This window comes from Pseudomonas sp. IAC-BECa141 (assembly GCF_020544405.1).
Taxonomy (GTDB): domain Bacteria; phylum Pseudomonadota; class Gammaproteobacteria; order Pseudomonadales; family Pseudomonadaceae; genus Aquipseudomonas.
This window is the reverse complement of the sequence record NZ_CP065410.1, coordinates 362,981-378,912: the sequence shown is the minus strand read 5'-3', so window position 1 is coordinate 378,912 and position 15,932 is coordinate 362,981. Positions and strand designations below refer to the sequence as shown.

The 15,932-nt window shown below is 60.4% G+C and carries 15 protein-coding genes; 9 read left to right on the top strand and 6 right to left on the bottom strand.

What is annotated here, in order from left to right:
* Positions 1–232: 232 nt before the first annotated feature.
* Positions 233–670 (top strand): YkgJ family cysteine cluster protein, encoded by a 438-nt coding sequence (locus I5961_RS01730; protein ID WP_007952500.1) that lies wholly within the window; start codon positions 233–235, stop codon positions 668–670.
* Between the two features lie 148 nt (positions 671–818).
* On the opposite strand, the gene typA is transcribed toward I5961_RS01730, so the two are convergent.
* Together typA and thiI are read right to left on the bottom strand one after the other, a co-directional pair.
* On the bottom strand, positions 819–2,639 hold the full coding sequence (gene typA / locus I5961_RS01725) for a translational GTPase TypA (RefSeq protein ID WP_085702700.1): 1,821 nt from the start codon (positions 2,637–2,639) through the stop codon (positions 819–821).
* Between the two features lie 139 nt (positions 2,640–2,778).
* Positions 2,779–4,233 (bottom strand): tRNA uracil 4-sulfurtransferase ThiI, encoded by a 1,455-nt coding sequence (gene thiI, locus I5961_RS01720; RefSeq protein ID WP_227234152.1) that lies wholly within the window; start codon positions 4,231–4,233, stop codon positions 2,779–2,781.
* 327 nt (positions 4,234–4,560) lie between these two features.
* Between thiI and glnA the strand changes: the two genes are divergently transcribed.
* The 5 genes from glnA (at position 4,561) to ntrC (ending at position 9,990) form a co-directional block, all read left to right on the top strand.
* Positions 4,561–5,967 (top strand): glutamate--ammonia ligase, encoded by a 1,407-nt coding sequence (gene glnA / locus I5961_RS01715; protein WP_085698068.1) that lies wholly within the window; start codon positions 4,561–4,563, stop codon positions 5,965–5,967.
* A 144-nt stretch (positions 5,968–6,111) separates the two neighbouring features.
* Entirely contained in the window at positions 6,112–6,621 is a 510-nt protein-coding gene (locus I5961_RS01710; protein ID WP_227234151.1) for a DUF4124 domain-containing protein, read from the top strand.
* Positions 6,618–7,241, top strand: coding sequence for a DUF4124 domain-containing protein (locus I5961_RS01705; protein ID WP_227234149.1), 624 nt, complete (start codon positions 6,618–6,620; stop codon positions 7,239–7,241). Before I5961_RS01710 ends, I5961_RS01705 begins: the two co-directional genes overlap by 4 nt.
* 230 nt (positions 7,242–7,471) lie before the next feature.
* The gene (glnL, locus tag I5961_RS01700; RefSeq protein WP_007952516.1) at positions 7,472–8,557 is read left to right on the top strand and encodes a nitrogen regulation protein NR(II); all 1,086 of its coding nucleotides are present in this window, start codon (positions 7,472–7,474) and stop codon (positions 8,555–8,557) included.
* On the top strand, positions 8,554–9,990 hold the full coding sequence (gene ntrC, locus I5961_RS01695) for a nitrogen regulation protein NR(I) (protein WP_007952518.1): 1,437 nt from the start codon (positions 8,554–8,556) through the stop codon (positions 9,988–9,990). Before glnL ends, ntrC begins: the two co-directional genes overlap by 4 nt.
* Before the next feature lie 410 nt (positions 9,991–10,400).
* On the opposite strand, the gene I5961_RS01690 is transcribed toward ntrC, so the two are convergent.
* Positions 10,401–10,841, bottom strand: coding sequence for a hypothetical protein (locus tag I5961_RS01690; RefSeq protein ID WP_227234147.1), 441 nt, complete (start codon positions 10,839–10,841; stop codon positions 10,401–10,403).
* Between I5961_RS01690 and I5961_RS01685 the strand changes: the two genes are divergently transcribed.
* A complete protein-coding gene (locus tag I5961_RS01685; RefSeq protein WP_007952520.1) occupies positions 10,840–11,295 on the top strand; it encodes a tRNA (cytidine(34)-2'-O)-methyltransferase in 456 nt (151 codons plus the stop codon). The two genes, I5961_RS01690 and I5961_RS01685, sit on opposite strands and share 2 nt — an antisense overlap.
* A 183-nt stretch (positions 11,296–11,478) precedes the next feature.
* Here the strand turns inward: I5961_RS01685 and secB are convergent, their stop codons facing one another.
* The 3 genes from secB to I5961_RS01670 all read right to left on the bottom strand — a co-directional run bounded on the left by secB (position 11,479) and on the right by I5961_RS01670 (position 12,697).
* Positions 11,479–11,964, bottom strand: a complete 486-nt coding sequence (secB, locus tag I5961_RS01680; protein WP_007909233.1) for a protein-export chaperone SecB — start codon at positions 11,962–11,964, stop codon at positions 11,479–11,481.
* Positions 11,965–12,027: 63 nt separating this feature from the next.
* The gene (gene grxC, locus I5961_RS01675) at positions 12,028–12,282 is read right to left on the bottom strand and encodes a glutaredoxin 3 (RefSeq protein ID WP_039764687.1); all 255 of its coding nucleotides are present in this window, start codon (positions 12,280–12,282) and stop codon (positions 12,028–12,030) included.
* Position 12,283: 1 nt separating this feature from the next.
* On the bottom strand, positions 12,284–12,697 hold the full coding sequence (locus I5961_RS01670; protein WP_085702705.1) for a rhodanese-like domain-containing protein: 414 nt from the start codon (positions 12,695–12,697) through the stop codon (positions 12,284–12,286).
* A 152-nt stretch (positions 12,698–12,849) separates the two neighbouring features.
* On the opposite strand from I5961_RS01670, the gene gpmI reads away from it, so the two are divergent.
* Both gpmI and I5961_RS01660 read left to right on the top strand, forming a co-directional pair.
* Positions 12,850–14,376, top strand: coding sequence for a 2,3-bisphosphoglycerate-independent phosphoglycerate mutase (gene gpmI / locus I5961_RS01665; protein ID WP_085702706.1), 1,527 nt, complete (start codon positions 12,850–12,852; stop codon positions 14,374–14,376).
* A gap of 250 nt (positions 14,377–14,626) precedes the next feature.
* Positions 14,627–15,913 (top strand): murein hydrolase activator EnvC family protein, encoded by a 1,287-nt coding sequence (locus I5961_RS01660; RefSeq protein ID WP_085698061.1) that lies wholly within the window; start codon positions 14,627–14,629, stop codon positions 15,911–15,913.
* Positions 15,914–15,932 lie beyond the last annotated feature (19 nt).

Below are 15,932 nucleotides of genomic sequence, written 5' to 3'. Positions count from 1 at the left end.
TTGTCAGAGCCTAGACGGTCTGACCGACGGTAGGAGCTCTGGTTCGGCAGTTTTTCGTGAGAGTGAGACTTCGTCCGGCAATACCTTGGGCAATGCCTTAATGAATGCAGGGGCCGTGCCGAATTGTTGGACGATACTTGCGCATGAAGAAAAAATCTGGCGAAAGGTTGTTCAAAAATCCACCAGTCCCGGTATGATCGCGCGCCCTGATGCACACGCCTGGTAAACACCGATGATGAAGCCCAACCTGATCGCCGCAGCCGAGATCGACCGTCTCGATACCTGGGCCAAATATTCGGCCCCGATGTGCGGCTCGTGCGTCTCCAGCTGCTGCACGCTGCCGGTCGAGGTCAAGATCAAGGATCTGGTGCGTATCGGTGTGGTCGACGAGTTCGAACTGGGCGACCCGCCGAAGAACATCGCCAAGCGTCTGCAAAAGGAAGGTCTGGTCGAGCGTTTCAACCAGAAGTCGGGGATCTTCACCCTCCAGCGCATGAGCAACAACGATTGCTACTACCTGGATCGCAAGAGCCGCCTGTGCACCATTTATGACAAGCGCCCGGACACCTGCCGCAACCACCCGAAAATCGGCCCGCGCCCGGGATATTGCGCTTACAAGCCAAAGGAAGTGGAGCGGGTGCAGAATTCGCGGTCGATCGAACGCTTCTGATCCTGCTTGATCGTTCCCACGCTCCGCGTGGGAATGCAGCCCGGGACGCTCCGCGTCCCAGACGCCGAACGCGATATTCAAATCCCGGACAAACAAAAACGCCCCCGGTCTCTCGACCGGGGGCGTTTTTTTCAAGCCTGGCTAAAGCTTATGCCTTGGCTTTCTTGGCAGCGCGGGTGCGCTCGCCTTCGTCCAGGATCTTCTTGCGAAGACGGATGGACTTCGGCGTCACTTCGCACAGCTCGTCATCCTGGATGAATTCCAGAGCCTGCTCCAGAGTGAAGCGGACAGGTGGAACCAGAGCGATGGTTTCGTCTTTGCCCGAAGCACGCATGTTGTCGAGCTTCTTGCCCTTGGTAGGGTTGACGCCCAGGTCGTTGTCACGGCTGTTCAGACCCACGATCTGACCGTTGTAGATCTCCTGACCGTGTTCCACGAACAGCTTGCCACGAGCCTGCAGGGTTTCCAGGGAGTAGGTCAGTGCCTTGCCGGTTTCAACCGATACCAGAACACCGTTCTGACGGCCGGACATGTGACCGGACTTCATGGTGTCGTAACGATCGAAGATCGAGGTCAGGATGCCTGCGCCGTTGGTCAGGGTCAGGAACTGGTTACGGAAACCGATCAGACCGCGAGCCGGGATGTTGTACTCCAGGCGCACACGGCCCTTGCCATCCGGGGACATGTTGGTCAGGTCGCCCTTACGCAGACCCATTTCTTCCATGACCTTGCCCTGGGACTCTTCAGGGATGTCGATGGTCACGTTTTCGAACGGTTCCTGCTTCACGCCGCCCACTTCGCGGATGATCACTTCAGGACGGCCCACTGCCATCTCGAAGCCTTCGCGACGCATGGTTTCGATCAGTACCGACAGGTGCAGCTCACCACGACCCGATACCTTGAACTTGTCGGCGGAATCGCCTTCTTCAACTTTCAGGGCAACGTTGTACAGCAGCTCTTTGTCCAGACGTTCCTTGATGTTGCGGGAAGTCACGAACTTGCCTTCTTTACCGCAGAACGGCGAGTCGTTGACCTGGAAGGTCATGGAAACGGTCGGCTCGTCGACGGTCAGCGGCTTCATCGCTTCGACAGTGTTGATGTCGCACAGGGTGTCGGAGATAAACAGCTCGTCGAAACCGCTGATGCAGACGATGTCGCCGGCCTGGGCTTCTTCGACGTCAACGCGGTGCAGACCGTGGTGACCCATCAGCTTCAGGATACGACCGTTGCGGCGCTTGCCTTCGGTGTCGATGGCGACGACCGGGGTGTTCGGCTTGATGCGGCCACGGGCAATACGGCCAACGCCGATCACACCCAGGAAGCTGTTGTAGTCCAGTGCGGAGATCTGCATCTGGAACGGACCGTCACGGTCAACGGCCGGCGCTGGAACGTTGTCGATGATCGACTGGTACAGCGGGGTCATGTCTTCGGCCATGTCGGTGTGGTCCAGACCGGCGATGCCGTTCAGGGCCGAGGCGTAGACGACTTTGAAGTCCAGCTGTTCGTCGGTGGCACCCAGGTTGTCGAACAGGTCGAAGATCTGGTCCAGAACCCAGTCAGGACGCGCGCCCGGACGGTCGACCTTGTTGATCACGACGATCGGCTTCAGACCAGCTTCGAACGCCTTCTTGGTCACGAAACGGGTTTGCGGCATAGGGCCGTCCTGGGCGTCAACCAGCAGCAGCACGGAGTCGACCATCGACATGACGCGCTCTACTTCGCCGCCGAAGTCGGCGTGGCCCGGGGTGTCCACGATGTTGATGTGGTAGCCGTTCCAGTTGATGGCGGTGTTTTTCGCCAGAATGGTAATGCCGCGTTCTTTTTCCTGGTCGTTGGAGTCCATCACGCGCTCGTCGTTGAGCTCGTTGCGCTCCAGGGTGCCGGATTGACGCAGGAGTTTGTCTACCAGGGTGGTCTTACCGTGGTCAACGTGGGCAATGATGGCGATGTTACGTAGATTTTCGATCACTTGTGTATCTCGATCAGAGGATTCGGTTTGCTGACAAGTCCTGGCAGCGATTAGCAGTAGTGTCCGGCATGGCCGTTACAGCTTGACGGCGGTGTCGGGGGGCCGGTGACGCAGGCCACAGGCAAACAGCCCCGGGCACTTAGCTCGGTCGATAAACGCGCACATTGGCATGCCCCTCACTGAGCAAATGGTGGGCATGCAGGCGACTCATCACGCCTTTGTCGCAATACAGCAGGTACTGGCGAGTAGGGTCCAGTTCCTTGAAACGAGCGTTCACTGCGTAGAACGGCATCGTCTGTACCTCTATGCCGGCGAGTTCCAGCGGGTCATCCTCGGCGGCATCCGGGTGGCGGATGTCGATGACGATCTGACCGGCCAGCGCTTCGCTGACTTCTTCGATCTGCAAATCCTGGCCCAATTCGTCGATCACCCGATCGATCGGCACCAGTCTGGCGTTTGCGAGCGCACGCTCGAGCACCGCCATGTCGAATTCCTGCTCTTCGTGCTCGACCCGGCCACGCTTGGCGGCGGTCTTCGGGTTGACCGAGATGACGCCGCAGTATTCCGGCATGTGCCGGGCGAAATCACCGGTACCGATCTGGTCGGCCGTGTCGATGATGTCTTGCTTGTGGGCGACGATCAGCGGTCGCAGCACCAGTTTGTCGGTAACGCAATCGATGACCGACAGGTTCGGCAACGTCTGGCTCGACACCTGGGAAATCGCTTCGCCGGTGACCAGCGCATCAATGTGCAGGCGCTCGGCAATGCTCGACGCTGCGCGCAACATCATACGCTTCAATACGACGCCCATATGACTGTCGTCGACCTTGCCGAGAATTTCGCCCAACACTTCTTCGAACGGAACACTGACAAATAGCACGCGTTGCGAGCTGCCGTACTTCTTCCAGATGAAATGCGCGACTTCCATTACGCCCAATTCGTGGGCACGACCGCCCAGATTGAAGAAGCAGAAGTGCGTCATCAGGCCGCGGCGCAGGATCTGGTACGCAGCAACCGTCGAGTCAAAGCCACCGGACATCAATACCAGTGTCTGTTCCAGCGCACCGAGCGGGTAGCCGCCAATGCCATCGTGCTGGCTGTGGATCACAAACAACCGTTTGTCGCGAACTTCGATGCGGACTTCGACTTCCGGCGCTTTCAGGTCGATCCCCGCGGCACCGCATTCACGGCGCAGCTTGCTGCCGACGTATTTTTCGACGTCCATCGAGCTGAACGCATGCTTGCCCGCACGTTTGCAGCGCACCGAGAAAATCTTCCCGGCCAGTGCATCGCCGTAGTGCTGCTTGCACTTCTCGGTGATGTCGTCGAAGTCGCCCAGCGGGTACTCGTCGATCTGCAGAAAGTGCGCGATGCCCGGCATGCAGGTCAGGCGCTCGCCCATTTCCTTCAGGGCCTTGGGATCGGTAACGCGGGTTTCCAGCTCGAGATTGTCCCACACACCGTTCACCACCACGGCCGGGTCCAGGTCGCGGAGCACGGTGCGGATGTTCTTGGCCAGCTGGCGGATGAATTTCGTCCGGACAGGTCGGCTTTTGATGGTGATCTCGGGAAAGACTTTAACGATTAGTTTCATGAAAACAGCGCGCGCAGGGCCAGCCGAAAAAGGGGGGCGCGGATTATAGCGGAAATTGCTCAAGGTTTAACCAGTTAATGTGCAGAAGGTTTTGCGCGCACCAAAACGGGTCATTTTTCGATTTGAACGCTACATTAAAGGGCGAGATTTTCGCCATTAAGGCGCTTTCGATCTTTAGAAGCGTGAATTTGGGGCAAAAAACCCATGCTGGGGCACTGGCATGCAATTTGCTCCCTTGTGAGGCAGGTTGCCTTGGCAGAGTATTCGCGCCGGCATCACCACTATTAAGGGCATCCACTACCCGCCCTAATTCACCCGGAGGACACTATGTCGAAGTCGGTTCAACTCATCAAAGATCATGACGTCAAGTGGATTGATCTGCGCTTCACGGACACCAAAGGCACTCAGCACCACGTGACCATGCCGGCTCGCGATGCGCTGGAAGACGACTTCTTCGAAGCGGGCAAGATGTTCGACGGTTCCTCCATCGCTGGCTGGAAAGGCATCGAAGCCTCCGACATGATCCTGATGCCGGACGACGAAACCGCCGTTCTGGACCCGTTCACCGAAGAACCGACCCTGATCCTGGTCTGCGACATCATCGAGCCTTCGACCATGCAGGGCTACGACCGCGACCCACGTGCCATTGCCCGTCGCGCCGAGGAATACCTGAAGACCACCGGTATCGGTGACACCGTATTCGCCGGTCCCGAGCCTGAGTTCTTCATCTTCGACGAAGTGAAGTTCAAGTCCGACATCTCCGGCTCGATGTTCAAGATCTACTCCGAGCAAGGCTCGTGGATGTCCGACCAGGACGTGGAAGGCGGCAACAAGGGCCACCGTCCAGGCGTGAAAGGCGGCTACTTCCCGGTTCCGCCGTTCGACCACGACCACGAAATCCGTACCGCCATGTGCAACGCACTGGAAGAGATGGGTCAGACCGTTGAAGTTCACCACCACGAAGTGGCAACCGCCGGTCAAAACGAAATCGGTGTCAAGTTCAACACCCTGGTGAAGAAAGCTGACGAAGTTCAGACTCTGAAATACGTTGTACACAACGTGGCCGATGCCTACGGCCGCACTGCGACCTTCATGCCGAAGCCACTGTACGGTGACAACGGTTCGGGTATGCACGTGCACATGTCCATCGCCAAAGACGGCAAGAACACCTTCGCTGGCGAAGGCTATGCCGGCCTGTCCGAAACCGCCCTGTACTTCATCGGCGGCATCATCAAGCACGGTAAGGCCCTGAACGGCTTCACCAACCCGGCCACCAACTCCTACAAGCGTCTGGTGCCAGGCTTCGAAGCTCCGGTGATGCTGGCCTACTCGGCTCGCAACCGTTCCGCCTCGATCCGTATTCCTTACGTCAACAGCCCGCGTGGCCGTCGTATCGAAGCACGTTTCCCGGATCCGGCTGCCAACCCGTACCTGGCTTTCGCAGCACTGCTGATGGCCGGTCTGGACGGTATCCAGAACAAGATCCACCCAGGCGATGCTGCCGACAAGAACCTGTACGACCTGCCGCCTGAAGAGGCGAAAGAGATCCCGCAAGTTTGCGGCAGCCTGAAAGAAGCTCTGGAAGAGCTGGACAAGGGCCGTGCGTTCCTGACCAAGGGTGGCGTGTTCTCCGACGACTTCATCGATGCCTACATCGCGCTGAAATCCGAAGAAGAAATCAAGGTCCGCACCTTCGTACACCCACTGGAATATGAGCTGTACTACAGCTGCTGATCCGGTAGCGCCGCGCTACGCGGCGTGGCAAAAGAGAGGCCTCCTTCGGGAGGCCTTTTTTATTGGCCGGATGTTTTCCATCCGAGCCTTCCCTGCTCCACTGTCCTATGCTGCATCCCATCGTTTTCGTTTTCGGTCGATTTCATGGGTCGCACCCTTCTCTATATTTTGCTGCTGATCGCCCTGCCCGTCGCCGCGCAGATCTACAAGTACACCGACGCCGGCGGCAACACGGTGTACAGCGATCACGCGCCGGACGGCGTACAGGCGCAGCCGGTAGAGTTGCCGCCGCTCAACAGCGTCCAGCCTCAGGCACCGAATGCGCCGTCTACCGATACGGTCAGTCGTGAGCCTGCGCGCAATGCCTACGAAGTGCTGGAGCTGACCGGCCTGCCCACCGAGGAAGCCCTGCGCGCCAACAACGGCACCTTCACGGTCAGTGTGCTGATCAAGCCGCGTCTGCAACCGCCGCATCAATTGCGCCTGCTTTTGGACGACGCGCCTTATGGCCAGCCGAGCAACGTGCCGATCCTGCAACTGGTGAACGTCGACCGGGGCGAGCATCGGCTGGCGGTGCAGGTCATCAATGGCGAGGCGATCATTCAGCAGAGTCCGGCGGTGGTGTTCACCGTGCAGCGGGTGCACAAGCCATGACGCGGGGATCGATTGCCTTGTTCCTGTCGTTGATCGCGCTCGGCGCATCGGCCGAGGTGTTCACTTACATCGACGCACAGGGCAATCGCGTCTACACCGATCAACCGCGTGGCAACGCCAGGCGCGTGCCGCTGGCCACCAGCAATCGCATGGCCCCGAATCCGAGCAGCGCCGCAACGATCACGCCGTCGAAGAAATCTGCGGAACCACCGCTGTTCCACTACGACATGTTGCGCGTGCTGATCCCCGAGCCGGACGCGACCATTCGCAGCAGCGCCGGCGAACTGATCGTCAGCGTCACCAGCGAGCCGGGCCTGCAAAGAGGTCATCTGTATCGCTTGTTGCTGGATGGCAAAGCCGTCGGCGAACCAGGTCTGAGCCCGGTGTTCCCGCTGAGCAATATCGATCGCGGCAGCCACAATCTGTCGGTCGAGATCCTCGACGCTCAGGGCCGAACCGTGGAGAAAACCGCCAACCAGCCGTTCCACATGCAACGCATCTCTCTGGCCCAGAAGCGTCAGGTCAAACCGTGCGTCAGCGCCGACTATGGCGTGCGTCCGGAATGCCCGCTGAAAGACAAACCCGCCGAACCGAAAAACCCTTTCCTGCGTTTCTTCTGACGCCGTTCAGCTTTGCGCACTATATTGGTGCAATACGCTGCACCGTACTCACATTCCAACCCATTTTGGTTCGAAAGTACCCGCCAGAGCGGTTTGAGTGCCACGCAAACGAGCGTCAAACGCCCGTTTCAGGGGTTGAACGCTTCTTTTCGGAGCCTTGGTTTGGTTTTTGCATTTTCCTCGCATCAGCGCTGTATCCCTGCGCGCGCCATGCTCCAAAAGAGGTCCTCATGACCATCAGTGACGCACTGCATCGCTTGCTACTCGACAACCTGACCACCGCTACCATCCTGCTCGACAGCGAATTGCGCCTCGAGTACATGAACCCGGCGGCGGAGATGCTGCTGGCCATCAGCGGCCAGCGCAGCCATGGCCAGTTCATCAGCGAGCTGTTCACCGAGTCCACCGAGGCGCTCAACTCGTTGCGCCAGGCGGTGGAGCAGGCGCACCCGTTCACCAAGCGCGAAGCGATGCTCACCGCTCTCACCGGACAGACCCTGACCGTGGATTACGCGGTGACGCCGATCCTCAGCAACGGCGCGACCCTGCTCCTGCTGGAAGTGCATCCCCGTGACCGTCTGTTGCGGATCACCAAGGAAGAGGCGCAGTTGTCGAAGCAGGAAACCAGCAAGATGCTGGTGCGCGGCCTGGCTCACGAGATCAAGAATCCGCTGGGCGGTATCCGCGGTGCCGCGCAATTGCTGGCCCGGGAGCTGCCGGAAGACAGCCTGCGCGACTACACCAACGTGATCATCGAAGAGGCCGACCGCCTGCGTAATCTGGTCGACCGCATGCTCGGTTCCAACAAACTGCCGTCGCTGGCCCTGTGCAATGTCCACGAAGTGCTGGAGCGCGTCTGCCAACTGGTCGAGGCCGAAAGCCAGGGTTGCATCACGCTGGTGCGCGATTACGACCCGAGCATTCCCGACGTCCTGATCGACCGCGAACAAATGATTCAGGCGGTGCTGAACATCGTGCGCAATGCGATGCAGGCCATCAGCAGCCAGAACGAGCTGCGCCTGGGCCGCATCAGCCTGCGTACCCGCGCCATGCGCCAGTTCACCATCGGCCACGTCCGCCATCGTCTGGTGACCAAGATCGAGATCATCGACAACGGCCCGGGCATTCCGGCGGAACTCCAGGAAACCATCTTCTTTCCCATGGTCAGCGGCCGTCCGGACGGTACCGGGCTGGGCCTGGCCATCACTCAGAACATCATCAGCCAGCACCAGGGCCTGATCGAATGTGACAGCCATCCAGGCCACACCACGTTTTCGATCTTTCTGCCACTGGAACAAGGAGCCACATCGACATGAGCCGTAGTGAAACCGTGTGGATCGTCGATGACGACCGTTCTATCCGTTGGGTTCTGGAAAAAGCCCTGCAACAGGAAGGCATGACCACCCAGAGCTTCGACAGTGCCGATGGCGTGATGAGCCGCCTCGCACGCCAGCAGCCGGACGTGATCATCTCCGATATCCGCATGCCCGGCGCCAGCGGCCTGGACCTGCTGGCGCGGATCCGCGAGCAGCACCCGCGGCTGCCGGTGATCATCATGACCGCTCACTCCGATCTGGACAGCGCTGTCGCCTCCTATCAGGGCGGCGCGTTCGAGTACCTGCCCAAGCCGTTCGACGTTGACGAAGCGGTGTCGCTGGTCAAGCGCGCCAACCAGCACGCCCAGGAACAACAGGGCCTGGAAGTCGCTCCGACCCTGACCCGCACCCCGGAAATCATCGGCGAAGCGCCGGCGATGCAGGAAGTGTTCCGCGCCATCGGGCGCCTGAGCCATTCCAACATCACCGTGCTGATCAACGGCGAATCCGGCACCGGTAAAGAATTGGTGGCTCACGCCCTGCACCGCCACAGCCCGCGCGCGGCCTCGCCGTTCATCGCGCTGAACATGGCGGCGATTCCGAAAGACCTGATGGAATCCGAGCTGTTCGGCCACGAAAAAGGCGCGTTCACCGGCGCGGCCAACCTGCGTCGCGGCCGCTTCGAACAAGCCGACGGCGGCACGCTGTTCCTCGATGAAATCGGCGACATGCCGGCGGACACCCAGACCCGACTGCTGCGGGTGCTGGCCGATGGTGAGTTCTATCGCGTTGGTGGGCATGTGCCGGTCAAGGTTGATGTGCGGATCATCGCCGCGACTCACCAGAATCTGGAAACCCTGGTTCACGCCGGGAAATTCCGTGAGGACTTGTTCCACCGCCTTAACGTGATCCGCATCCACATCCCGCGCCTGTCGGATCGCCGCGAAGACATCCCGACCCTGGCCAAGCACTTCCTCAGCCGCGCCGCGCAAGAACTGGCGGTCGAGCCGAAGCTGCTGAAAAGCGAGACCGAGGAATACCTGAAAAACCTGCCATGGCCGGGCAACGTGCGTCAGCTGGAGAACACCTGCCGCTGGATCACGGTGATGGCGTCCGGGCGCGAGGTGCACATCAGCGACCTGCCGCCGGAACTGTTGAGCCTGCCGCAAGACTCGGCGCCGGTGACCAACTGGGAACAGGCGCTGCGCCAGTGGGCCGATCAGGCCCTGGCTCGCGGTCAGTCGAGCCTGCTCGACAGCGCGGTGCCGGCGTTCGAGCGGATCATGATCGAGACCGCACTCAAGCACACCGCCGGGCGTCGTCGTGACGCTGCGGTGCTGCTGGGCTGGGGCCGCAACACCTTGACCCGCAAGATCAAGGAGCTCGGCATGAAGGTCGATGGCGGGGATGACGATGAGGGTGATGAAGGCTGAGATTGAGCGCCAGTCTGCACCGCCGCAAGGCACCGTGACCCGTAATCGGGCACGGCCAATGGCTCAGGCTTGCACTGAAAACCGCTGAAAATCCCATCCTGTGAAAAGACGAAGGCCCCGTATTACGGGGCCTTCGTCATTGTGTCGGTTTTTTTTGTTTCAAAACGAGAAAACCTGGCACGCCCCCTGCAATAACTCCATCAGGTGATTCGATTCACCCACCCTTTCGGGGGCCTTGGTACAGGCAGGCCGGGGATTCCCCTCTTTACACCGGACTCATCGAGTCCACCCTTTTGGGGCCCTTGATACAGGCAGGTCAGGGGTTCCTTCTTTACACCGGCTCAGAACGCGATGCGATGAGCCCGCCCGTTTCGGGAACCTTGGTACAGGCAGGCCGGGGATTCCCTCTTTTATTGCTCCCGGAGATGGATCTCCAGCCGCCAGCGGTCATCGACCGCCTGGCCGGTCCAGTCGCCCTGCAGCGGCCGCGCCGCCACCAGCGTCAGCAACAATCCCCCGTCACTCAAGCGTGTCCGCCAGTTCACGTCCTTGCCGTTGAACTTGAGCTGTCCTTTCTGCACCTTGCCTTCGGCCTCGAACAGCAACGCAACGCTGCCATCGACGATCTCGCCGTGCAGCTTCGGCTCGTTGTTGAACCAGACCGCCAGCCCCCCATCGATCACCTCGACCTGCTGTAAAACGGTCGGGTCAGGCGTGGTCAAACGGCCGATCATCATCCCGACCATCACACCGACGATCGCCAGCGAAGCCATCACCCGCGGGAATAGTTTCGAACGCGGATCCGCTTGCGGCGTAGAATGCGCGTCATCTTTACCTTCGGAGCCGTGCATGTTTCACGTCATCCTTTTTCAACCGGAAATTCCACCGAACACCGGCAACGTTATCAGGCTGTGCGCCAACAGCGGCTGCCACCTGCATTTGATCGAACCGCTGGGCTTCGAGATGGACGACAAGCGCCTGCGTCGTGCCGGTCTCGACTACCACGAGTACGCCACGCTGCAACGCCACGCCGACCTGGCCAGCTGCCTGGAAAGCCTCGGTCATCCACGGCTGTTCGCCTTCACCACGAAGGGCTCGCGGCCGTTTCACGATGCCGCGTTCGTCCCGGGCGATGCGTTCATCTTCGGACCGGAAAGCCGCGGCCTGCCGCCGGAGGTGCTCGACGCCCTTCCGGGCGAACAGCGCCTGCGCCTGCCGATGCGCGAAGGCTGCCGCAGCCTGAACCTGTCCAACACCGTGGCAGTGGCCGTGTACGAAGCGTGGCGGCAGAACGACTTCAAGTAACGCGCCAGTCCTGGATCGTGCCCACGCTCCGCGTGGGAATGCAGCCCGTGACGCTCCGCGTCACTGGACGCGGAGCGTCCCCAGAGGCATTCCCACGCAGAGCATGGGAACGATCAACGCGAGAACGATCGCCCAAGAAAAAAGCGCCTGTAACGGCGCTTTTTTCGTTGTTGCATCCACCGCTTACTGAACGGTCGGAGTCTCGCCGGATTCCTGCATGCGCTGCAGCTCTTGCGCGTACAGGGCGTCGAAGTTCACCGGGGCCAGCATCAGGGCCGGGAACGAACCACGGGTCACCAGGCTGTCCAGGGTTTCACGAGCGTACGGGAACAGGATGTTCGGGCAGAACGCACCCAGAGTGTGGCTCATCGAAGCCGCGTCCAGGTTCTTGATCAGGAAGATACCGGCCTGTTGCACTTCAGCGATGAAGGCGACTTCTTCACCGTTTTTCACGGTGACGGACAGGGTCAGCACGACTTCGTAGAAATCACCTTCCAGGGCTTTCTGGCGGGTGTTCAGATCCAGAGCGACCGCCGGATCCCACTGCTGGCGGAAGATCGCCGGGCTTTTCGGGGCTTCGAAGGACAGGTCGCGTACGTAGATGCGCTGCAAGGAGAATTGCGGTGCGGTTTCTTCTTCGCTGGCTGCAGTGTTCTGTTGGTCAGTCATCTCAGATCCTTTCTGATCTCGGGTCTTTTAGGGTTCTTGGTGTTCGGTAGAGCGTGCAGCAGGTCAGGCCTTGAGCAGCGCGTCGAGCTTGCCGGCGCGCTCCAGGGCGTACAAATCGTCACATCCGCCGACGTGGGTGTCGCCGATCCAGATCTGCGGCACGGACGTGCGTCCGGCCTTCTGGGCCATGGCGGCGCGCACCTGCGGCTTGCCATCGACCTTGATCTCTTCGAAGGCCACGCCTTTGTTCGCGAGCAGGTACTTGGCGCGCGAGCAGTAAGGGCAGTAATCGCTGGAGTAGACGATGACGTTGCTCATGTCACTTCACCAACGGCAGGTTGTCGCCTTTCCAGCTGGAAATCCCGCCGGACAGCTTGGCGGCGGTGAAGCCGGCCTTCATCAGTTCGCGGGCGTGGGTGCCGGCGGTCTGGCCCAGGGCGTCGACCAGGATGATGGTCTTGGCCTTGTGTTTTTCCAGCTCGCCGATACGGGCAGCCAGTTTGTCCTGGGGAATGTTCACAGCGCCAACGATGTGACCGGCGGCGTATTCCTTGCTCGGACGGATGTCCACGACCACGCCGGCTTCCTTGTTGACCAGTGCGGTCAGCTCGCCCGTGCTCAGGCTTTTACCGCCGCCCTGCACCGTATGCGCCAGCAGCAAAGCCAGCAGTACGACGAAGATACCGACAAGAATGTAGTGGTTAGTGGCAAATTCAATCAGGTGAGCAACCATCGAAGGAGGTTCCAGGGCGTTAAAATGTCGGCCAGTATACACAGCCACTATGGTCGGCCAAACCCCGTCCGGCGGTGACGCCGCCGGAACTTCGCTTTAAACTCCAACTCCCTTTTCCATCGCCCTCTTCTTATTAGCCACGAGTGGATTCCATGACTACCACGCCTAAACCTTTGGTCCTGATGATTCTCGACGGCTTCGGTCACAGCGACAGCCACGAATCCAACGCCGTCTATGCGGCCAAAAAGCCTGTGCTGGATCGCCTGTGGGCCACCGTGCCGAACGGCTTGATCTCGGGCAGCGGCATGGACGTCGGTCTGCCGGACGGCCAGATGGGCAACTCCGAAGTCGGCCACATGAACCTCGGCGCCGGTCGCGTGGTGTATCAGGACTTCACGCGCGTGACCAAAGCGATCCGCGATGGCGAGTTCTTCGAGAACCCGACCATCTGCGCCGCCGTGGACAAGGCCGTGGCCGCCGGCAAGGCCGTACATTTCATGGGGCTGCTGTCAGACGGCGGTGTTCACAGCCACCAGGATCACCTGATCGCCATGGCCGAACTGGCCTTCAAGCGCGGCGCCGAGAAAATCTACCTGCACGCCTTCCTTGACGGCCGTGACACGCCGCCGAAAAGCGCCGCGTCGTCGATCGAACTGCTCGACGCGACCTTCCAGGCGCTCGGCAAGGGCCGCATCGCCAGCCTGATCGGCCGCTACTACGCCATGGATCGCGACAACCGTTGGGATCGCGTGTCTCAGGCCTACAACCTGATCGTTGATGGCAAAGCCGAATTCAGCGCCGCCACCGCCCAGGAAGGTCTGGAAGCCGCTTACGCCCGTGGCGAGAGCGACGAGTTCGTCAAAGCCACCAGCATCGGTGAGCCGGTAAAAGTCGAAGACGGCGACGCCGTGGTGTTCATGAACTTCCGTGCCGACCGTGCCCGCGAGCTGAGCCGTGTGTTTGTCGAAGACGACTTCAAGGAGTTCGAGCGCGCACGCCAGCCAAAAGTGCAGTACGTCGGCCTGACCCAATACGCCGCCAGCATCCCGGCCCCCGCCGCCTTTGCCCCGGGCAGCCTGGAAAACGTGCTCGGCGACTACCTGGCGAAAAACGGCAAGACCCAGCTACGCATTGCCGAAACCGAGAAATACGCCCACGTGACCTTCTTCTTCTCCGGCGGTCGTGAAGAGCCGTTCCCGGGCGAAGAGCGCATTCTGATCCCGTCGCCGAAAGTCGCCACCTATGATTTGCAGCCGGAAATGAGCGCGCCCGAAGTCACCGACCGCATCGTCGAGGCCATCGAGAATCAGCGCTACGACGTGATCGTGGTCAACTACGCCAACGGCGACATGGTCGGCCATAGCGGCGTGTTCGAAGCCGCGGTGAAAGCCGTGGAATGCCTGGACACCTGCGTCGGCCGTATCGTCGAAGCCCTGGAAAAAGTCGGCGGCGAAGCGCTGATCACCGCCGACCACGGCAACGTCGAACAGATGGCCGACGAATCCACCGGCCAGGCGCACACCGCGCACACCACCGAGCCGGTGCCGTTCATCTATGTCGGCAAGCGTGATCTGAAAGTCCGCGAAGGCGGCGTGCTGGCGGACGTGGCGCCGACCATGCTGAAACTGCTGGGCCTGGAAAAACCGGCGGAAATGACTGGGACTTCGATTCTGGTGTAATCGCCCGTCAAAACACTGAAAAACCCTGTGGGAGCTGGCTTGCCAGCGATAGCAATCTGACAGCCAACAACTATGTTGAATGTTCAGACGCCATCGCGGGCAAGCCGCTCCCACATTGGTTTGTGGGGTTTTCAAAGAGGATTTCACTCTGTCCGGCACCCCAGTTATCACACAGTCCCAATTGGGCGTTTTTTTTGCCGCGTCGGGCGGGCATACTAGGCCGTCCCTTACCCTGGTGCCGCCCGCCTCTATGCTTCGCGTCCTGATCGCCCTCGCTCTGACATGCCTGCTCCAACCGGCCTTCGCGGATGAGCGCGCGCAAACCCAACAGCAACTGGACGCCACGCGCCAGGACATCGCCGAGCTGAAAAAACTGCTGGGCAAGCTCCAGGAAGAAAAATCCGGCGTGCAAAAGGAGCTCAAGGGCACTGAAACCGAGATGGGCAAGCTCGAGAAACAGGTCGAAGCCCTGCAAAAAGAGCTGAAAAAGAGCGAATCCGAGCTGCAGCGGCTCGATGCGGAGAAAAAAAAACTCCAGAGCGCGCGCACTGAACAGCAGCGACTGATCGCCATCCAGGCCCGCGCCGCCTACCAGAATGGTCGCCAGGAATACCTCAAGCTGCTGCTCAACCAGCAGAACCCCGAGAAATTCGCCCGCACCCTCACCTATTACGACTACCTGAGCCAGGCTCGCCTGGAGCAGCTGAAAAGCTTCAACGAAACCTTGCGCCAACTGGCCAATGTCGAAAAGGACATCGGCTTGCAGCAGGCGCAATTGCTGGCGCAGCAAAGCGATCTCGACACTCAGCGCGAAGCGCTCGACAAGGTCCGCAAGGAGCGCCAGCAGGCCCTCGCCAAACTCAATGAAGACGTGAAAGCCCGGGACCAGAAACTGGCCGCCCGCGAGCAGGATCAGGCAGACCTGTCTAAAGTCCTTAAAACCATCGAGGAAACCCTGGCCCGCCAGGCCCGTGAGGCAGAAGAAGCGCGGCAGAAAGCGCTCATCGCCCAGCAGGAAGCCGAAAAAAAGCGCTTGCGTGAGGCCGAGGCGGAAAACACCGACGCCCCACGCAAACCGGTCAGATCGACTCCCGGCGCCCTGGTGTCCAGCGGCGGCGAGACCTTCGGTGGCCCTTTTGCGTCTAGTCGGGGAAAACTTCCATGGCCCGTTGATGGTCGACTGCTGGCACGCTTCGGCGAAACCCGTGGCGACGATGCCCGCACCAAGTGGGACGGCGTGATGATCAGCGCCTCCGCCGGCAGCCAGGTGCATGCCGTACACGGCGGGCGCGTGGTGTTTGCCGACTGGTTGCGCGGCGCCGGGCTGCTGGTGATCCTCGACCACGGCAACGGTTTTCTGAGTCTTTACGGTCACAACCAGACGCTACTGAAGTCGGCGGGTGACGTGGTTAAGGCCGGCGAGTCCATCTCCACTGTGGGTAACAGTGGCGGCCAGGACACTCCGGCGCTGTATTTCGCAATTCGTCAGCAGGGTCACCCGAGTGATCCGGCGCAATGGTGCCGCGCGCAAGGATAAGCGCGGGCAACCTAAATTA

What these genes read in the sequence shown, in the direction of transcription:
- I5961_RS01705 (WP_227234149.1), top strand. Translation starts at nt 6,618, where the DNA reads ATGACGCGGGGATCGATTGCCTTGTTCCTGTCGTTGATCGCGCTCGGC.
- I5961_RS01660 (WP_085698061.1), top strand. Translation starts at nt 14,627, where the DNA reads ATGCTTCGCGTCCTGATCGCCCTCGCTCTGACATGCCTGCTCCAACCG.
- glnL (WP_007952516.1), top strand. Translation starts at nt 7,472, where the DNA reads ATGACCATCAGTGACGCACTGCATCGCTTGCTACTCGACAACCTGACC.
- I5961_RS01730 (WP_007952500.1), top strand. Translation starts at nt 233, where the DNA reads ATGATGAAGCCCAACCTGATCGCCGCAGCCGAGATCGACCGTCTCGAT.
- I5961_RS01710 (WP_227234151.1), top strand. Translation starts at nt 6,112, where the DNA reads ATGGGTCGCACCCTTCTCTATATTTTGCTGCTGATCGCCCTGCCCGTC.
- I5961_RS01690 (WP_227234147.1), bottom strand. Translation starts at nt 10,841, where the DNA reads ATGCACGGCTCCGAAGGTAAAGATGACGCGCATTCTACGCCGCAAGCG.
- gpmI (WP_085702706.1), top strand. Translation starts at nt 12,850, where the DNA reads ATGACTACCACGCCTAAACCTTTGGTCCTGATGATTCTCGACGGCTTC.
- I5961_RS01670 (WP_085702705.1), bottom strand. Translation starts at nt 12,697, where the DNA reads ATGGTTGCTCACCTGATTGAATTTGCCACTAACCACTACATTCTTGTC.
- secB (WP_007909233.1), bottom strand. Translation starts at nt 11,964, where the DNA reads ATGACTGACCAACAGAACACTGCAGCCAGCGAAGAAGAAACCGCACCG.
- thiI (WP_227234152.1), bottom strand. Translation starts at nt 4,233, where the DNA reads ATGAAACTAATCGTTAAAGTCTTTCCCGAGATCACCATCAAAAGCCGA.
- ntrC (WP_007952518.1), top strand. Translation starts at nt 8,554, where the DNA reads ATGAGCCGTAGTGAAACCGTGTGGATCGTCGATGACGACCGTTCTATC.
- I5961_RS01685 (WP_007952520.1), top strand. Translation starts at nt 10,840, where the DNA reads ATGTTTCACGTCATCCTTTTTCAACCGGAAATTCCACCGAACACCGGC.
- grxC (WP_039764687.1), bottom strand. Translation starts at nt 12,282, where the DNA reads ATGAGCAACGTCATCGTCTACTCCAGCGATTACTGCCCTTACTGCTCG.
- glnA (WP_085698068.1), top strand. Translation starts at nt 4,561, where the DNA reads ATGTCGAAGTCGGTTCAACTCATCAAAGATCATGACGTCAAGTGGATT.